Origin of the sequence: Flavobacterium sp. ENC (assembly GCF_020991415.1) — a bacterium.
GTDB lineage: Bacteria > Bacteroidota > Bacteroidia > Flavobacteriales > Flavobacteriaceae > Flavobacterium.
Genome location: NZ_JAJMOY010000001.1, coordinates 1,097,517 through 1,112,143, shown reverse-complemented (window position 1 = coordinate 1,112,143; position 14,627 = coordinate 1,097,517). Strand labels below are relative to the sequence as shown.

The window sequence follows — 14,627 nt, the reverse complement described above, 5'->3', positions numbered from 1 at the left end:
ATTCACTAAAATGGGAATTATATAACTTTTAACATTTTACCAACTGATACAAAAGCACTTATAGCTTTGTCCAAATGCTCTTTTGTGTGCGCCGCAGATAGTTGAACACGGATTCTTGCCTTGTCTTTCGGGACAACAGGAAAAAAGAAACCGATAACATAAATGCCTTGTTTTAAAAGTTCATTTGCCATTGTTTGTGATAATTTTGCATCGTACAGCATAACAGGAACAATTGCAGAATCGCCGTCGATAATATCAAATCCGGCCTTTTTCATACCTTCCTTAAAATAATTAGTATTCCATTCTAATTTATCTCTTAGCGAAGTATCTTTTTCCAGTAATTCAAAAACTTTGATTGAAGCCCCGACAATTGCGGGAGCAAGCGAGTTTGAAAACAAATAAGGTCTTGATTTTTGACGCAGTAATTCAATAATTTCTTTTTTTGCTGTTGTATAGCCTCCCATTGCTCCACCCAGTGCCTTACCAAGTGTACCTGTGATAATATCAACTCTTCCCATAACACCTTTTGCTTCAAGTGTTCCTTTACCGGTTGCGCCAATAAATCCTGCAGCATGACATTCATCGACCATTACCAAAGCATCGTATTTATCAGCCAGGTCACAGATTTTATCCAGGGGAGCAACAACACCATCCATAGAAAAAACACCGTCGGTAACAATTATTTTAAAACGTGCACCTGCTTCATTAGCCTTAATTAACTGCTGTTCCAGATCTTCCATATTACTGTTCTCATAGCGATAACGGGCTGCTTTACACAAACGAACGCCATCGATAATAGAAGCATGATTTAAACTATCCGAAATAATAGCGTCATTTTCCCCAAATAATGGCTCAAAAACACCACCATTGGCATCAAAAGCGGCTGCATATAAAATAGTATCTTCTGTGCCATAAAAATCAGCAATCTTTTTTTCTAATGTCTTATGAATATCCTGAGTACCACAAATAAACCGAACAGATGACATTCCAAAACCGTGCGTATCCATAGCATCTTTAGCGGCCTGAACCACCTCAGGATGAGAGGAAAGCCCTAAGTAATTATTAGCACAGAAATTCAGAACTTTTTCTCCTGTTGAAATCGTAATTTCAGCATCCTGCGCCGAAGTTATGATGCGTTCTTTTTTAAAAATTCCGTTTTCTTCAATTGTTTGCAACTCACTTTGCAAATGATCTTTAATTTTACCGTACATTTTTATTTATTTAATATGTTAAATATTAACAACTTAACCGAAGCCAACTCTTTAACATCTGATTAATTTCATCACAAATTTACCACATCGACATCTGTTCCTATATACACCAAAGCTCTTTTTAACACTTTGTACCCTAAATCTTCAATAGCTTCCTGATATTCCTGAATTTGTTTCGTATATTTCGTATTACTAACACCAGTTTTATAATCCAGAAGGTAAGCTTCCTTGTCCTTTGTCAGAACAATCCGGTCCGGTTTTAAAATCTTGCCTTCTTTCTGAACAATCGTCTGCTCATTCAGAATCTTATCATTTCCGTTAAAACAAATACTTAATTCCGGATGATTAACGATTTCCCGAAGTGTTATCAATACCTTTTCTGTCTGATCTAATGTAATAAGCCCGTTTTCGAGTGCTTTTGTAACTGCCAGATCCACATCTGATTTATCTTTAACAAACGCTAAGATCTCATGAATTACATTTCCATATGCAATCGCTTCCTGCTGATGTGTACCCCACATTAAAGCTTCCCGTTGTGCAATTTTTATATTTTTCGGATTTAAAACCTCAGAAACCATCGGAATTACTTTAACCAGATCTGCCATTTTTGATGGTGGAGAGAGTTTCATCTTGTTTCCAAAATCGTATTCTGTCTTTTCGGGATCGTAAATTCCTTTGTTTATCAAATATTTAATAAAAAAAGAAGCCATATTATTCGGAAATTCTCCGTCTTTTCGCTCCTTTAAAGATTGCGAAATAACATATAACTGTTCTTCGGCACGTGTCAGGGCAACATATAAAACATTTATATTATCCAGCAGTTCTTCCTGTTTTTTCATATTAAAAACTGCCGAGGCGCTTTCGCCAAAACCTTCCACAGCACTGCTATTATCAATCAGGGCTTTTGGCACACCCAAATCAGCTTCTTCTGTATCCAGCCACAGCTTATCTTTTGGCTTTCTGTTGTAATCTTCTTCTGCAAAAGGCATTATGACTACCGGAAACTCGAGACCTTTCGATTTATGAATGGTCATAATCCGGACTGCATTATTTCCTTCCGGAGACGGGATACTGAATTTCTCCGCATTTTTATCCCAATACCCCAGAAAATCTGCAATACCTGCCTGATTTCTGATGTCGCGCTCCAAAACAATATCCAGAAAAAACTGCACATAGGCATTTCCTTCTGAAGGAAGAATGAATTTTGAAATGATTATTTCGACCGCTTCATACAAAGACTTCTTCCTGATATCTTCAAAAGAAAGTGAAACATCAAACGCTAAAAGCCAGTTTTCAAAATCACTTTCGAGTCTCTGAGCCATCCCGTTTGCGATAAAATCATGAATCGGAATTTGAGTTTCCAGAGTCGTTCCTAAGAAATGCAGAAAATTAGCTTTTGCTTCCAGATCAGCGCTGTTATTCAGATATTTCAGCAGATGAACAATCAATCGAACTTCTGTAGCATTCTGAATCATCAGGGTTTCCGACGAAAGAAGCGGAATGTTCTGTTCTGTCAAATAATTGGCTATTGCAATTCCCTGGTCCCTTTTGCGGGTCAGAACTACGATGTCCTTATATTCAAAACCTTCCTTAACCACTTTTAAAATTGTATTTAAAGTCGCCAGCACATATAAATCCGATTTTTCCACAACGTCTTCTTCGTCTGCAAAATCATTTTTTTCTATTATGGGAAGAAAAGAAATATTGACATAGCCGCCCTTTTTGGAATTTGGATTCTGAAAGCTATGGTTTTCATATAAATCCTTATAATCTTCATTCGTAAATTCCGTGGAAATTAGTTTAAAAAAAGCATTATTAAAATCAATTACTTCGCTGTAGCTTCTGTAGTTTGTATTTAAATGTTCCAGTTTTTTATCCGGATTCGCAAAAGGATTTGCTTCTTTACTTAATTCAATAAACTGCTCGGCCTTTCCTCCCCTCCAACGATAGATGGATTGTTTTGGATCACCAACAATCATAAGCGTTCCTTTATTCCCGAAATCATCCTGACCCGAAAGCGCATTGTCAATTAGCGGAATCAGATTCTGCCATTGCATCTCTGAGGTATCCTGAAATTCATCAATAAAAAAGTGGCGGTAACGTTCTCCCAAACGCTCATAAATAAAAGGTGCCGGCTGGTTCTGAATTTCACGATGAATAATCGCGTTGAATTCTGAAATTGACAAAATATTTTGTTCTGACTGAATTTTTGCCAGTTCATTGCTCACCGTATTCAGCAAAGAAAGGGGTGTTATGTTTTTCAGAAAAGCTTTGTAGAAATCTCTTTTTTCGAAGTTCTTATAGATCTTATCCAAAGTAAGCAGTAATTCCGGAATAAGATTTTCAATCAGAGCCCGGTCACTGGCCGTTTTATTGATGGCGATATCCTCAAACTCGTGAAATGTTTTATTTCTCGGATTGAATTTGCCATCACGAATACTTTCCAGATGATTTGGAAAAGTCCCTCTTGAAAACGACTTTAAGTCAATTCCGTTTTTATCGATCAACTCGAGAGTCTGTGTCGCAAATCCGGTATTTTCTTTTTCTAAATCGGTACACAAAACCGACATTTTCTTTTTTATAGCAACAAATTCCTCAATGGTTTTATCCTGAAAATGGGAAATTTCATTTCTGTTGTTTTCGTTCAGCACCAGTCTTCCGGTTTCAAGAATTTCACGCGAAACATCCCAACTTTTATCGTCGTCAGTTTTTTCCATGGTAAAATCAATCAGCAATCTGGTCAGTGTTTCATCCTGTCCAGCCTGAGCAATAATTGCGTCAACGGCTTCTACCAGCAAATTTTCGGTATCCAGCGTGACCTCAAAAGTCATGGGTAAATTCAGGTCATGTGCAAAAGCACGAATTACCTTATGTGTAAATTTATCGATCGTAGAAATATCAAAAGCAGCATAATTATGAATAAGATGCTTGATAATATTCTGGGATTTTGTTTTGATTTTTATGATCGAAAGACCTGTTTCACGGGACAAATCTTCCATTAAATCCACAGCCTTTGAAGAAGGTTCGTCTTTGGTAAATTCAGACAAACTCCCTACAATACGGCTTTTCATTTCGTGAACTGCTTTATTAGTAAAAGTTATCGCCAGGATATTACGGTAGGCATCATTTTTAGGAGAAGAGAGAATAATTTTAAGATATTCTTTGACCAAAGTATAGGTCTTTCCCGAACCCGCAGATGCATCATAAATAGAAAAAGACGGACTTTGCATAGGTTTGATTTTTGTATCGTAAAAATAGCACAATAAATAGTAATCCCAATACGGTGAAATTTTCAATAAAAAAATTCCAAATTCCAATTGATATGCTGTGATTTACAGCTATTGGAATTTGGAATTTTTTTATTGGTATTTTCTACCTTTTATGAATGTTTTGGAAATGCTCTCTTATTAAACACCAGCAGGATACCAACACCGGTCGAGATCGCCATGTCGGCAACATTGAAAATAGCGTTGAAAAACATAAAATGCTTACCTCCGACTAAAGGCAGCCAGGCTGGCAGATTACCTTCCCAAATCGGAAAATAAAACATATCCACTACCAAACCATGAAACCAGGTTCCGTATGGAGTTGGTGAAAAAAGCGTTGCCAGATTATGTGTGCTGTCGTCAAAAATTACTCCGTAAAAAACAGAATCCAGTATGTTTCCGGCTGCACCGGCAAAAATTAAGGCAATAGAAACGATCAGATAAGTTGAATGGCGTTTTTTTATGGCATCAGCCAACCAGTATCCGATTCCGAATACAGCAAAAATCCTAAAGACGGTCAAAATTAATTTACCATATTCGCCGGGAATTTTGGTTCCCCAGGCCATTCCTTCATTTTCTATAAAATGAATTCTAAACCAGTCCGTAATCACAACTTCCTCACCTAAGACAAAGTTTGTTTTTACGTAAATTTTAGAAAGCTGATCGATAAGTAAAACTAAAAATATAAGGAAATACGATTTTCGTAATGACATTTTATGAAATTTTGATGGCAAAAGTAATAATTTAATCAAAAAGAACGCCCCTTAAGGAGCGTTAATTGTTTTATAATAAAATAAAGCGGCCTAAAAATAATTTTGACCCGCTAGACATACCTATTTTTTAACACTTGAATTTCCTGCTGTTTTAGGAGCATCCGTAAAAAATTCAGTAAGGGATTTAAACAAACCTTTCCCTTCTTTTCCTGCAGTGGATTTTTTAGCCGCATCCTTTGTGATCTGGGATTTCAATTTAACCCTAATTTTCTCAAACTCTTTCATTCTGTTTTCAACATCCGAGTTAACATCTTTGAATTTCAACACTTTAGCCATAATGTAAGGTTTTACAGTAAAAAAATTAAATTATTATTCGTTCGGTAATACAATGATACATAAAATAATTTATATTTGTTAGTAAAATTAACAGTAGTTTAGTCAGAATACATCCCGAACTTTAAATACACTATGAATAGTAACATATTTTAACAACTCCTTAAATCCTTCCAAAATGAATGAAATCACTACCATCCTGAACGATTTTCTGGTTAATACAAAATCAACATCAGCACTAATTGTAAACGGAAAAGGAAAACTCATTACATCACTGCATATAGATTACGGAGACAGTGTAGCCGCCATGAGTGCAGCTATTTTATCCATGAGTGAAAAATTCTTATCGGATCTGGATAAGGGTTCTTTGAAGCAGTTGTTTTTAAAAACAGCAGAAGGGGTTGTCATAGGAAATAAAATCAGCGGCTCAAACTTTGTCGTGGCTTTTTCAAAAGACGGGAGCAATCTTGGACTATTGATGCGTACAACAGATGAACTGTCCACAGAATTAAGCAAAAATTCCCTATTGAAATAAATAAATCTATTAACCACAAAAACCACAACATTATGAGTAACGACTTTTTAAACGTGTTTTTAAATGAAATGAAAACAAACGTAAACGGCTTTATTGCTATTGCCGTAACCGAAATTGAATCTGGATTAAGCTTTGGTAATTTAAGTTTAGACCCCTCTTTTGACCCTGAACTGGCAGCTGCGTATAACCTTGAAGTTGTTAAAGCAAAATTAAATGCCGTAAAAGCTTTAAATTTAAATCAGGACATTGAAGACATCTTAATTACGCTTTCATCCCAAATTCATATTATTGATATCTCACCGAATAAAAAATTCATGATTTACCTAGCGGCAGACTCTTCTAAAGCAAATTTAGGGATGACAAGAGCCATCCTGAAAAAACATAAACTGGAACTGGAAAAGAATTTAGCGTAATGCCCTATATTTTATTGCTTAATTAGAACTGACCTTAATCAAGACAGTTCCAATTAAGCAATATTTTTTTAACCCTGCACGGCTAAGTACCCTCACTGCCTATTTTCTCTTCAGGCGTAAGACATTAAGATAATCCCCGGATAATACTTCATAAAAAACGCCCCAAAAAGGAGCGTTTCATATTTGTATATCTTATCGTTGCAGATTTTTTGCTTCGATACTCATTGTAGCGTGAGGCACGATTTTCAGTCTTTCTTTACCGATAAGTTTACCTGTTACTTTGCAGATACCATATGTTTTATTTTCTACACGGAATAATGCATTCTTCAAATCGCGAATAAACTTTTCCTGTCTGATAGCCAACTGTGAGTTCGCTTCTTTTGACATTGTTTCACTTCCTTCTTCGAAAGCTTTGAAAGTTGGGGAAGTATCATCTGTCCCATTATTCAGATCATTCATGTAAGCACTTTTTATTAAATCCAGATCGGCTTGTGCTTTTTGTATTTTATTTTGGATTATTTCTTTGAACTCCGCCAAATCGGCGTCAGAGTATCTTGTAATTTCATCTACCATTTTTATATTATTTTGAAATTAATATCATTGTTTTAATATCGTCAAACTCAATTTCTGTGCCGCTTTCCAGAGCATCAGTAAAAATCAAATTATCTGTTAATGTCTCCGACTTAATATAGTCTTCATTTTTTAAAATAGCTTCCTCTAAAAGGCCGCTTCTTTTAATTTGTACTTTAATCTTATCAGTCACCTCAAATCCTGAATCTTTACGGATATTCTGAATTCTGTTTACCAATTCTCTCGCAATACCTTCTTTTTTCAAATCTTCGGTGATTGTTATATCAAGCGCAACTGTAATTCCGTTTGAATTTGCTACCAGCCATCCTTCGATATCCTGAGATGTTATTTCGACATCTTCCAGAGATAAAGTTACATTATTTCCAGCAATAACAATATCTAACGTCCCCTGCTTGTCCAACTGATTGATCTGATCCGAAGAAAAACCTTGTATTTCCTTAGAAATCAAGCCCATATCTTTTCCAAAGCGCGGTCCTAAAGTCTTAAAGTTAGGCTTAATCTGCTTTACTAAGATACCGGAAGCATCATCTAAAAGCATGATTTCTTTAACGTTTACCTCTGCCTTTATAAGCTCGGAAATTGCTTCGATTTCAGCTCTTTGATTCTCATCAAGTACCGGAATCATTACCTTTTGCAGCGGCTGACGTACTTTGATCATTTCCTTTTTACGGAGTGATAAAACAAGAGAAGAGATGGTTTGGGCCTTCTGCATTTTGCTTTCTAACGTTTTATTAACAAAGTTTTCGACAAATTTTGGAAACTCAGCCAAGTGAACACTGGCATAGTTCTCAGATCCTGTTGAAATTGTCAAGTCGCGGTACAATTTATCCATGAAAAAAGGAGCGATTGGAGCGCTTAATTTACTGATCGTTAGCAGACAAGTATAAAGCGTCTGATACGCTGCAATTTTATCGTGAGCGTATTCGCCTTTCCAGAAACGACGACGACACAAACGAACATACCAGTTACTCAGATTTTCCTGTACGAAGTCAGAAATAGCCCTTGCTGCTTTTGTAGGCTCATAATCTTCATAACATTCATCCACAAATTTTATTAAGGAATGCAATTCAGACATAATCCACTGATCGATTTCAGGTCTTTCGTTTAACGGAATTTCAGCTTCTTCATATTTAAATCCATCGATATTGGCATATAGCGAAAAGAAAGAATAGGTGTTGTATAAAGTTCCGAAGAATTTACGACGCACCTCAGCAATTCCTTCCAAATCAAATTTCAGGTTGTCCCACGGATTCGCATTCATAATCATGTACCAGCGGGTGGCATCAGGACCATATTCTTCAATGGTTTTAAAAGGGTCTATCGTATTCCCTTTACTCTTAGACATTTTTATTCCGTCTTTATCCAGAACCAAACCGTTTGAAACTACATTTTTATACGCTACTTTATCAAAAACCAAAGTTCCGATAGCGTGTAAGGTATAAAACCATCCACGAGTCTGATCTACACCTTCTGCGATGAAATTCGCAGGGAAATCTTTATTCTCGTCGATTTTATCTTTATTTTCAAAAGGATAATGCCATTGTGCATAAGGCATTGCACCAGAATCGAACCAGACATCAATCAAATCGCTTTCGCGTTTCATTGGCTGGCCTGAAGCTGAAACTAAAGTAATTCCATCCACTACATTTTTGTGCAAATCAATTAAATCATAATTGGATTCGGACATGTTTCCGATTTCAAAACCTTTAAACGGATTTTCTTTTTGAAAACCAGCTTCGATAGATTTTTCAATCGCATTGTACAATTCTTCAACAGAGCCAATAAGAACTTCTTCTTTTTTATCTTCAGTTCTCCAAATTGGCAACGGAATACCCCAATATCTAGAACGAGATAAGTTCCAGTCGTTGGCATTTTTCAGCCAGTTTCCAAAACGTCCCTCACCAGTAGACTTAGGCTTCCAATTGATAGTTTCGTTCAGGTCGAACATTCTATCTTTTACATCGGTTACTTTAATAAACCATGAATCTAGCGGATAATATAATAACGGTTCATCAGTTCTCCAGCTGTGTGGATAACTATGTACGTATTTTTCAACCTTAAAGGCTTTATTTTCTTCTTTTAATCGAATAGCGATCTCAACATCAACAGAACGTTCCGGAGCTTGTCCTTCATCGTAATATTCGTTTTTAACGTATTTACCGGCAAGATCCCCTAAATGAGAGGTAAACTTTCCTTGTAAATCTACCAGCGGCACAGCTGTTCCGCTTTCGTCCAAAACCAGCATCGGCGGAATTTCGGGCTTAGCTTCTTTTGCCACTTTAGCATCATCGGCACCAAAAGTCGGGGCGGTATGTACAATTCCTGTACCGTCTTCTGTAGTCACGAAATCTCCGGCAATTACCCTAAAGGCATTTTCAGCATTTTGATAAGGCAACACATACGGTAATAATTGTTCGTAACGGATTTCAACTAAGTCAGCACCTTTTGCTTCTGCCAGAATTTTGTACGGAAGTTGTTTGTCGCCGTTTTTCACTTTGTCAAAGTCAGCATCGTCTTCGCTTGCGAAAAACCCTTTCCCGAATTGTTTTCCGACTAAATTTTTAGCCAGAACCACATTTACAGGTTCGAATGTATACTGATTGAATGTTTTTACTAAAACGTAGTCAATTTTTGGACCAACGGTCAAAGCGGTGTTCGATGGCAATGTCCATGGCGTTGTCGTCCAGGCTAAGATGTGGATTTCTCCAAAACCCTGTAAAAAGCTTGGCAATGTTTCCGGTAAAGTTTTGAATTGCGCTACAATCGTAGTATCCGTAACATCACGGTAAGCTCCGGGCTGATTTACTTCGTGAGAAGACAATCCTGTTCCTGCTTTTGGGGAATACGGCTGAATCGTATAACCTTTGTACAACAAACCTTTATCGTAGATTTGTTTCAAAAGCCACCAAACCGATTCCATATATTTGGGTTTGTACGTCACATACGGATCTTCCATATCAACCCAGTACCCCATTTTTTCGGTCAAATCATTCCATACGTCGGTATAACGCATAACGGTTTTTTTACACGCTTCGTTATATTCTTCGATAGAAATGGTCTTGCCAATATCTTCTTTTGTGATTCCAAGTTCTTTTTCGGTACCCAATTCTACAGGTAGTCCGTGCGTGTCCCAGCCAGCTTTTCTTTTTACCTGAAAACCTTTTTGAGTTCTGTATCTGCAAAAAATATCTTTAATGGCACGTGCCATCACGTGGTGAATTCCCGGTAATCCGTTTGCTGAAGGCGGACCTTCAAAAAATACGTAAGGCTCAGCACCTTCGCGAGTTGTTACACTCTTTTCAAATATATTTTCTTTCTTCCAAAAATCAAGTACTTCTGACGCTACTGTTGGCAAGTCAAGTCCTTTGTATTCAGTAAATTTTGTGCTCATTTTATCCTTTTCTTAATCGAGGTGCGAAAGTAAGGAATTTTGAGGTAAATAGATAAAAGATGAAAGAAAAAAGAGTGATGTCCCGTAATTTCAGTCAGATTCCGCAAAAAATAGTTGCGTTTTCTAAAATTTAAGAGAAAACTTCTTTTAAAACTTCCAAAGATTTTGGTTTTTTGAATCCGTCTAAGTGAAAGCTGTAGTAGTCAATCAGTATTTTAAGTAGTATTTGCCTTTCAATTACATGAAAAACTTTCTGGTCATTATCAAATTTTAAATCAATAAGTTTTTTAAACAAAGTACTTTCGTGTTCCGTCAGCGAACCTACACCATGAAAAAGGGTAAAAACCCCGTCATACATTTCAAAAAACGGCAGTTCTATTTCGGAAACATCCGGATAAAACCCTAAATACTTAGTGGTTTCGAGAAGCAGGATTAAATGAAAATTAGAAATATCATCATGATGATCCAGCCAGGTCAAAGCGGTCTCCAAAAACGTAAATAGCGATTCGTTTTTTTCTTCTTCCTGAATGGAATAATGAAGCATTTCCGACAGAAACATGACCATGGTACTTTTTACAATATCAGTATGAATACTCTGAAAAGGAACTGCCGTTTTTATTTCCTTAAAATTCTCCAAAGTTCCTTTGTTTTTATGCACGGCTTCAATTTCGAGAATGGACAAAGGCTGAAAATAAGCAATTTTCTGACTGGCTTTCCGGCTCGAAAAAGCATCGCGTACAAAATAAGATTTCAGGCCGTTGGAAAGCGTAAAACATTTTACGATCAGGCTTTTTTCCTGAAATTTTAAAGAGGAAATTACAATTGCTTTGGTTTTGACTAACATACCGTCGGAATGGGCTTTGGTTTATTCGTTTTAAATCTATCCAGAAATCTTCGTTCGATTAAAAACCAGGACAGGACAGCAAAGAACAAAGTAATCAAAATTACAGCAACGGCCATTAAATAAGCATTGTATTTTTCGAACAAATCATATTGCCTGAAAATCTGAATAACAGGAAAATGGTAAATGTAAAGTCCATAAGTAAAATCACCATACTTCCCGAAATTATTCAAAAAAGGAAGATTGTAGGCCATAATGATCACAATACAGCCAAAAGCTGCAGGGTAAAATACATCGGTTTGAAGATTTGAAAAATAATAACTCAGTAATATCAAAACCGAAAACATCAAAATTGTTTTTTTGAATTTCATAATGAACTCAAAATTCAAAAACAGAAAAATTCCTGTTACGAAATAAGACAAATAACCCGGCAGTTGTTTCGCTAATAAGGGTTTATTGAAATAAGAATCCATCATAAACCAATAGAGTAATGACAGAAAATAAAGACTTACAAGTATCAAAATGGGTCTTTTTGTCTTTTTAATTGCGTAAAAAATCAAAGGCAAAACAATATAAAATCCTTCCTCCACTTTTAAGGTCCACAAAGCCCCATTTACAGCACAAAGAAGATTGCCTTCAAAAAGCCCCGGCAGGCAGGGCTGCATGAAATTTAGAAAAACCAAATTCCATCCCAAATATTTATAGGTATTGCTATCTGAAAAATAATCCAAAAAATCAGCGCTGCTAAAGAAAGAAAAAATTAAAACTGAAAAAACGACCACAACCACATAAGCCGGCAAAATCCTTTTGGCCCGTTTGATGAAATACTCTTTTAATGAAGACGTATTCACAAAACTTTTAGCCACCAGAAAACCGCTTATTACGAAGAATCCTTTTATAGCAATAATAGCATTAGAAAAATGGGACAAAAAAGCCAGGTTACTATTTTGAGAAAGTTCCGAAAGATGTGCCAACAGAATATTTGCAGCAAAGAAAAACCGTAAAAAGTCAAAACAATTTTTAGTATTCATAGCGCCAAACTACCTGATAATCATTACTTTTTTAACTTTAGTTTCAGCTCCGTCCTGAGCCGAGATAAAAATCATATACACTCCGGAAGCTACTTTATATCTGCCAAAAGCGGTGGTATCCCACTCTATTGTTCCGCCTTCGGAGGTCGTTTCGTAAACGAGATTACCTTCAATATCCGTAATTTTTACATTCGCTTTATCCAGTAATCCCGCTACTTTTACTGTTCCTCCATAATTAGGGCGAACTGGATTTGGATAAACATACACCTCATTCAAATTATCATTTGCGGCAGTTGATACTCCTTTAAAAGAAATAAGTCCCTTGTCTGTTGCTATAAAAACTTCCCCTGTCGCGCTGTTAATGTCAATATCGTTTATGGTATTACTAGGCAAAGGAGAATTGTTTATGGTGAAATGATATTTGGTTTCCTGACCATTCGGAGAAACCAGAAAAACACCGGAATCGGCAGTCGCGATCCATTTGTTGTTGGATCCGTCGACTACAATATCTGTAATAAACTGTTCGTACAGCAGTTCCTGTGCCAACCCATCTTCCAGAATAATGATCGGTTTTGTTGTTAATTGGGGGTCTGTTAAAAAGCTGTTCACATTCGAAAGAATCCTTAGTCCTTTTGCGGTTCCTATCCAGAGCTGATTGTTATTGTCAGGAGTTGCCACACGTGCATCAATAAAAGGAAGATTTCCGGCATCACTGCCCATTGTGATTTTTTTGAAAACATTTCCTTTTTCATTAAATCCGATAATCCCATTATTATAGGTCGCCATCCATTTTGTTCCGTTTTTATCAATTGACATCCGGCCAAAAGGACAACTTGCAACATTTGTGATGATTGATTTTGTCGAATAAACCTGCCAGTCTCCGTTTGGTTTAAGCATTTTGATCCCGTTATCCACCAGGCTGTTATTCATCCATAAATTTCCGGATTTATCAAACACGGTTCCGTTTATCCAGACATCAGGCGTACCCGGAATAGCGTCTAACGAGCTGTTTCCTGTTCCATAGAGATAAATAGGCACTTCTTTTTCTATCTTTAATAAACCGGCATCGTAAGAACCTGCATATACTTTATTTTCATTATTTGGATCTACTGCTATTCTTACTAAAGATTTGGCACCCAGAACTTCCTCATAAGGAATATCCAGCCACTGATCCTGACTGAATTTACTAATCCCGTAACTGTCTTTCGGATATGGATTATAGACTCCTGAATAATCTCCAAAAACAGTCCATAACGAATTTGTTGTCGCCTGAAGCGCAAAAACACTATTCCGCAAAGGACCTTTTGGTGTACTGTTCTCAAAGGCAGAAGCTCCCGAAAGTGTTGACGAGAACAATCCATTTTCAGCGGTACCAATATAAATTAAGTCTCCAACAGTTGTAGCACAGCTAAAACTCACTTTATCATTCAGCACCTGCGTATTGCTAATCTGACGGCTCAGGACCATTTGGCTATTATAAACATAGACCGTATTGGCTGTCGTGATAAATAGATTATGATTTTTAGCCCGCATGTCTACAGCCGTTTGCGGGAGCTGAATAAATCCTGTAAAGGTGTTGGAATTATACCTGTGAACGTATCCTGCAGCATTAATTGCAATAAGCTGTGTATCGAATGTTTCAACGCTCGACCAATCTCCTGAATTAACTATACTCCACTGATTGAAATCGATTAAATTCGCATTCGCACTATCCGCTTTTCGGATTCCGTTTGAAGTCGCAGCATAAATAAACCCGTTAAAAAAAGAACTTTGTTTTACGCTTATTTCAGCACCATTATCCCCAATAAAATAGGTATCCCCAAATTGTAATGTTTTTAAATTAAACTGTACAATTCCAAAATCACAGGAGACATACACAAGGCCGTCATGCTCCATAAAGTGATTGATTTTTTTTAAATTAGGAGCTAACTGTTTATTGATAATATCTACTTTTTTTGAAATGCTTCCGTCCGTTTCATTAACGATAGTCAACAAACCATTTTCATATCCTATTAAAGTTTTCTTAGAAGTCTCACTATAATAAACAGCAGAAATCGTTTGTCCTGAAAGTCCTTCGACAGTAGTCGTTGTTTTAACACTTTTGTTTGTCTGGTTGCTGGCAAAAATTGCGTTTTCTGAAGCCGCAAAAACAGTGGTTGTGCTTTCTGAAATATCTTTTATTTCATTAAACGAAAAATAGCCCTGCCAGGACAGTTTATTCTGTGCGACAGCAAATTGCATCAGCAATAAAAACAAAATATACAAAAACCTTCTCTTCATTATCAATTATGTTCGGATGGAC

Annotated in this window: 11 protein-coding genes; 2 read left to right on the top strand and 9 right to left on the bottom strand. The window is 36.6% G+C overall.

What is annotated here, in order from left to right:
* Positions 1 to 17 precede the first annotated feature (17 nt).
* The 4 genes from kbl to LPB89_RS04545 form a co-directional block, all read right to left on the bottom strand.
* Positions 18 to 1,211: a glycine C-acetyltransferase gene (kbl, locus tag LPB89_RS04560; RefSeq protein WP_230700464.1), complete on the bottom strand. Its 1,194-nt coding sequence runs from the start codon at positions 1,209 to 1,211 to the stop codon at positions 18 to 20.
* 71 nt (positions 1,212 to 1,282) lie between these two features.
* Positions 1,283 to 4,441 (bottom strand): exodeoxyribonuclease V subunit beta, encoded by a 3,159-nt coding sequence (locus LPB89_RS04555; RefSeq protein WP_230700463.1) that lies wholly within the window; start codon positions 4,439 to 4,441, stop codon positions 1,283 to 1,285.
* A 149-nt stretch (positions 4,442 to 4,590) separates the two neighbouring features.
* Positions 4,591 to 5,190 carry a lipoprotein signal peptidase gene (locus tag LPB89_RS04550; protein ID WP_230700462.1) on the bottom strand — a complete coding sequence of 200 codons (600 nt, stop codon included), beginning with the start codon at positions 5,188 to 5,190 and terminating at the stop codon, positions 4,591 to 4,593.
* Between the two features lie 120 nt (positions 5,191 to 5,310).
* The gene (locus LPB89_RS04545) at positions 5,311 to 5,526 is read right to left on the bottom strand and encodes a hypothetical protein (protein WP_230700461.1); all 216 of its coding nucleotides are present in this window, start codon (positions 5,524 to 5,526) and stop codon (positions 5,311 to 5,313) included.
* Positions 5,527 to 5,701: 175 nt separating this feature from the next.
* On the opposite strand from LPB89_RS04545, the gene LPB89_RS04540 reads away from it, so the two are divergent.
* Complete coding sequence (locus LPB89_RS04540) at positions 5,702 to 6,058, top strand: roadblock/LC7 domain-containing protein (protein WP_230700460.1); 357 nt, start codon at positions 5,702 to 5,704, stop codon at positions 6,056 to 6,058.
* 32 nt (positions 6,059 to 6,090) lie between these two features.
* Positions 6,091 to 6,471 (top strand): hypothetical protein, encoded by a 381-nt coding sequence (locus tag LPB89_RS04535; protein WP_230700459.1) that lies wholly within the window; start codon positions 6,091 to 6,093, stop codon positions 6,469 to 6,471.
* 192 nt (positions 6,472 to 6,663) lie between these two features.
* On the opposite strand, the gene LPB89_RS04530 is transcribed toward LPB89_RS04535, so the two are convergent.
* The 5 genes from LPB89_RS04530 to LPB89_RS04510 form a co-directional block, all read right to left on the bottom strand.
* On the bottom strand, positions 6,664 to 7,044 hold the full coding sequence (locus LPB89_RS04530; protein WP_035681592.1) for a TraR/DksA C4-type zinc finger protein: 381 nt from the start codon (positions 7,042 to 7,044) through the stop codon (positions 6,664 to 6,666).
* Positions 7,045 to 7,051: 7 nt separating this feature from the next.
* Positions 7,052 to 10,453, bottom strand: a complete 3,402-nt coding sequence (ileS, locus tag LPB89_RS04525; protein ID WP_230700458.1) for an isoleucine--tRNA ligase — start codon at positions 10,451 to 10,453, stop codon at positions 7,052 to 7,054.
* A gap of 130 nt (positions 10,454 to 10,583) precedes the next feature.
* Positions 10,584 to 11,297: a DNA repair protein RecO gene (gene recO / locus LPB89_RS04520; RefSeq protein WP_230700457.1), complete on the bottom strand. Its 714-nt coding sequence runs from the start codon at positions 11,295 to 11,297 to the stop codon at positions 10,584 to 10,586.
* Complete coding sequence (locus tag LPB89_RS04515; RefSeq protein ID WP_230700456.1) at positions 11,291 to 12,325, bottom strand: acyltransferase; 1,035 nt, start codon at positions 12,323 to 12,325, stop codon at positions 11,291 to 11,293. Before LPB89_RS04515 ends, recO begins: the two co-directional genes overlap by 7 nt.
* A gap of 9 nt (positions 12,326 to 12,334) precedes the next feature.
* Entirely contained in the window at positions 12,335 to 14,605 is a 2,271-nt protein-coding gene (locus tag LPB89_RS04510; protein WP_230700455.1) for a T9SS type A sorting domain-containing protein, read from the bottom strand.
* Positions 14,606 to 14,627 lie beyond the last annotated feature (22 nt).

Excerpts from the sequence above, each read along its gene's own strand:
- kbl (WP_230700464.1), bottom strand. The coding sequence starts at position 1,211 with ATGTACGGTAAAATTAAAGATCATTTGCAAAGTGAGTTGCAAACAATT.
- LPB89_RS04555 (WP_230700463.1), bottom strand. The coding sequence starts at position 4,441 with ATGCAAAGTCCGTCTTTTTCTATTTATGATGCATCTGCGGGTTCGGGA.
- LPB89_RS04550 (WP_230700462.1), bottom strand. The coding sequence starts at position 5,190 with ATGTCATTACGAAAATCGTATTTCCTTATATTTTTAGTTTTACTTATC.
- LPB89_RS04545 (WP_230700461.1), bottom strand. The coding sequence starts at position 5,526 with ATGGCTAAAGTGTTGAAATTCAAAGATGTTAACTCGGATGTTGAAAAC.
- LPB89_RS04540 (WP_230700460.1), top strand. The coding sequence starts at position 5,702 with ATGAATGAAATCACTACCATCCTGAACGATTTTCTGGTTAATACAAAA.
- LPB89_RS04535 (WP_230700459.1), top strand. The coding sequence starts at position 6,091 with ATGAGTAACGACTTTTTAAACGTGTTTTTAAATGAAATGAAAACAAAC.
- LPB89_RS04530 (WP_035681592.1), bottom strand. The coding sequence starts at position 7,044 with ATGGTAGATGAAATTACAAGATACTCTGACGCCGATTTGGCGGAGTTC.
- ileS (WP_230700458.1), bottom strand. The coding sequence starts at position 10,453 with ATGAGCACAAAATTTACTGAATACAAAGGACTTGACTTGCCAACAGTA.
- recO (WP_230700457.1), bottom strand. The coding sequence starts at position 11,297 with ATGTTAGTCAAAACCAAAGCAATTGTAATTTCCTCTTTAAAATTTCAG.
- LPB89_RS04515 (WP_230700456.1), bottom strand. The coding sequence starts at position 12,325 with ATGAATACTAAAAATTGTTTTGACTTTTTACGGTTTTTCTTTGCTGCA.
- LPB89_RS04510 (WP_230700455.1), bottom strand. The coding sequence starts at position 14,605 with ATGAAGAGAAGGTTTTTGTATATTTTGTTTTTATTGCTGATGCAATTT.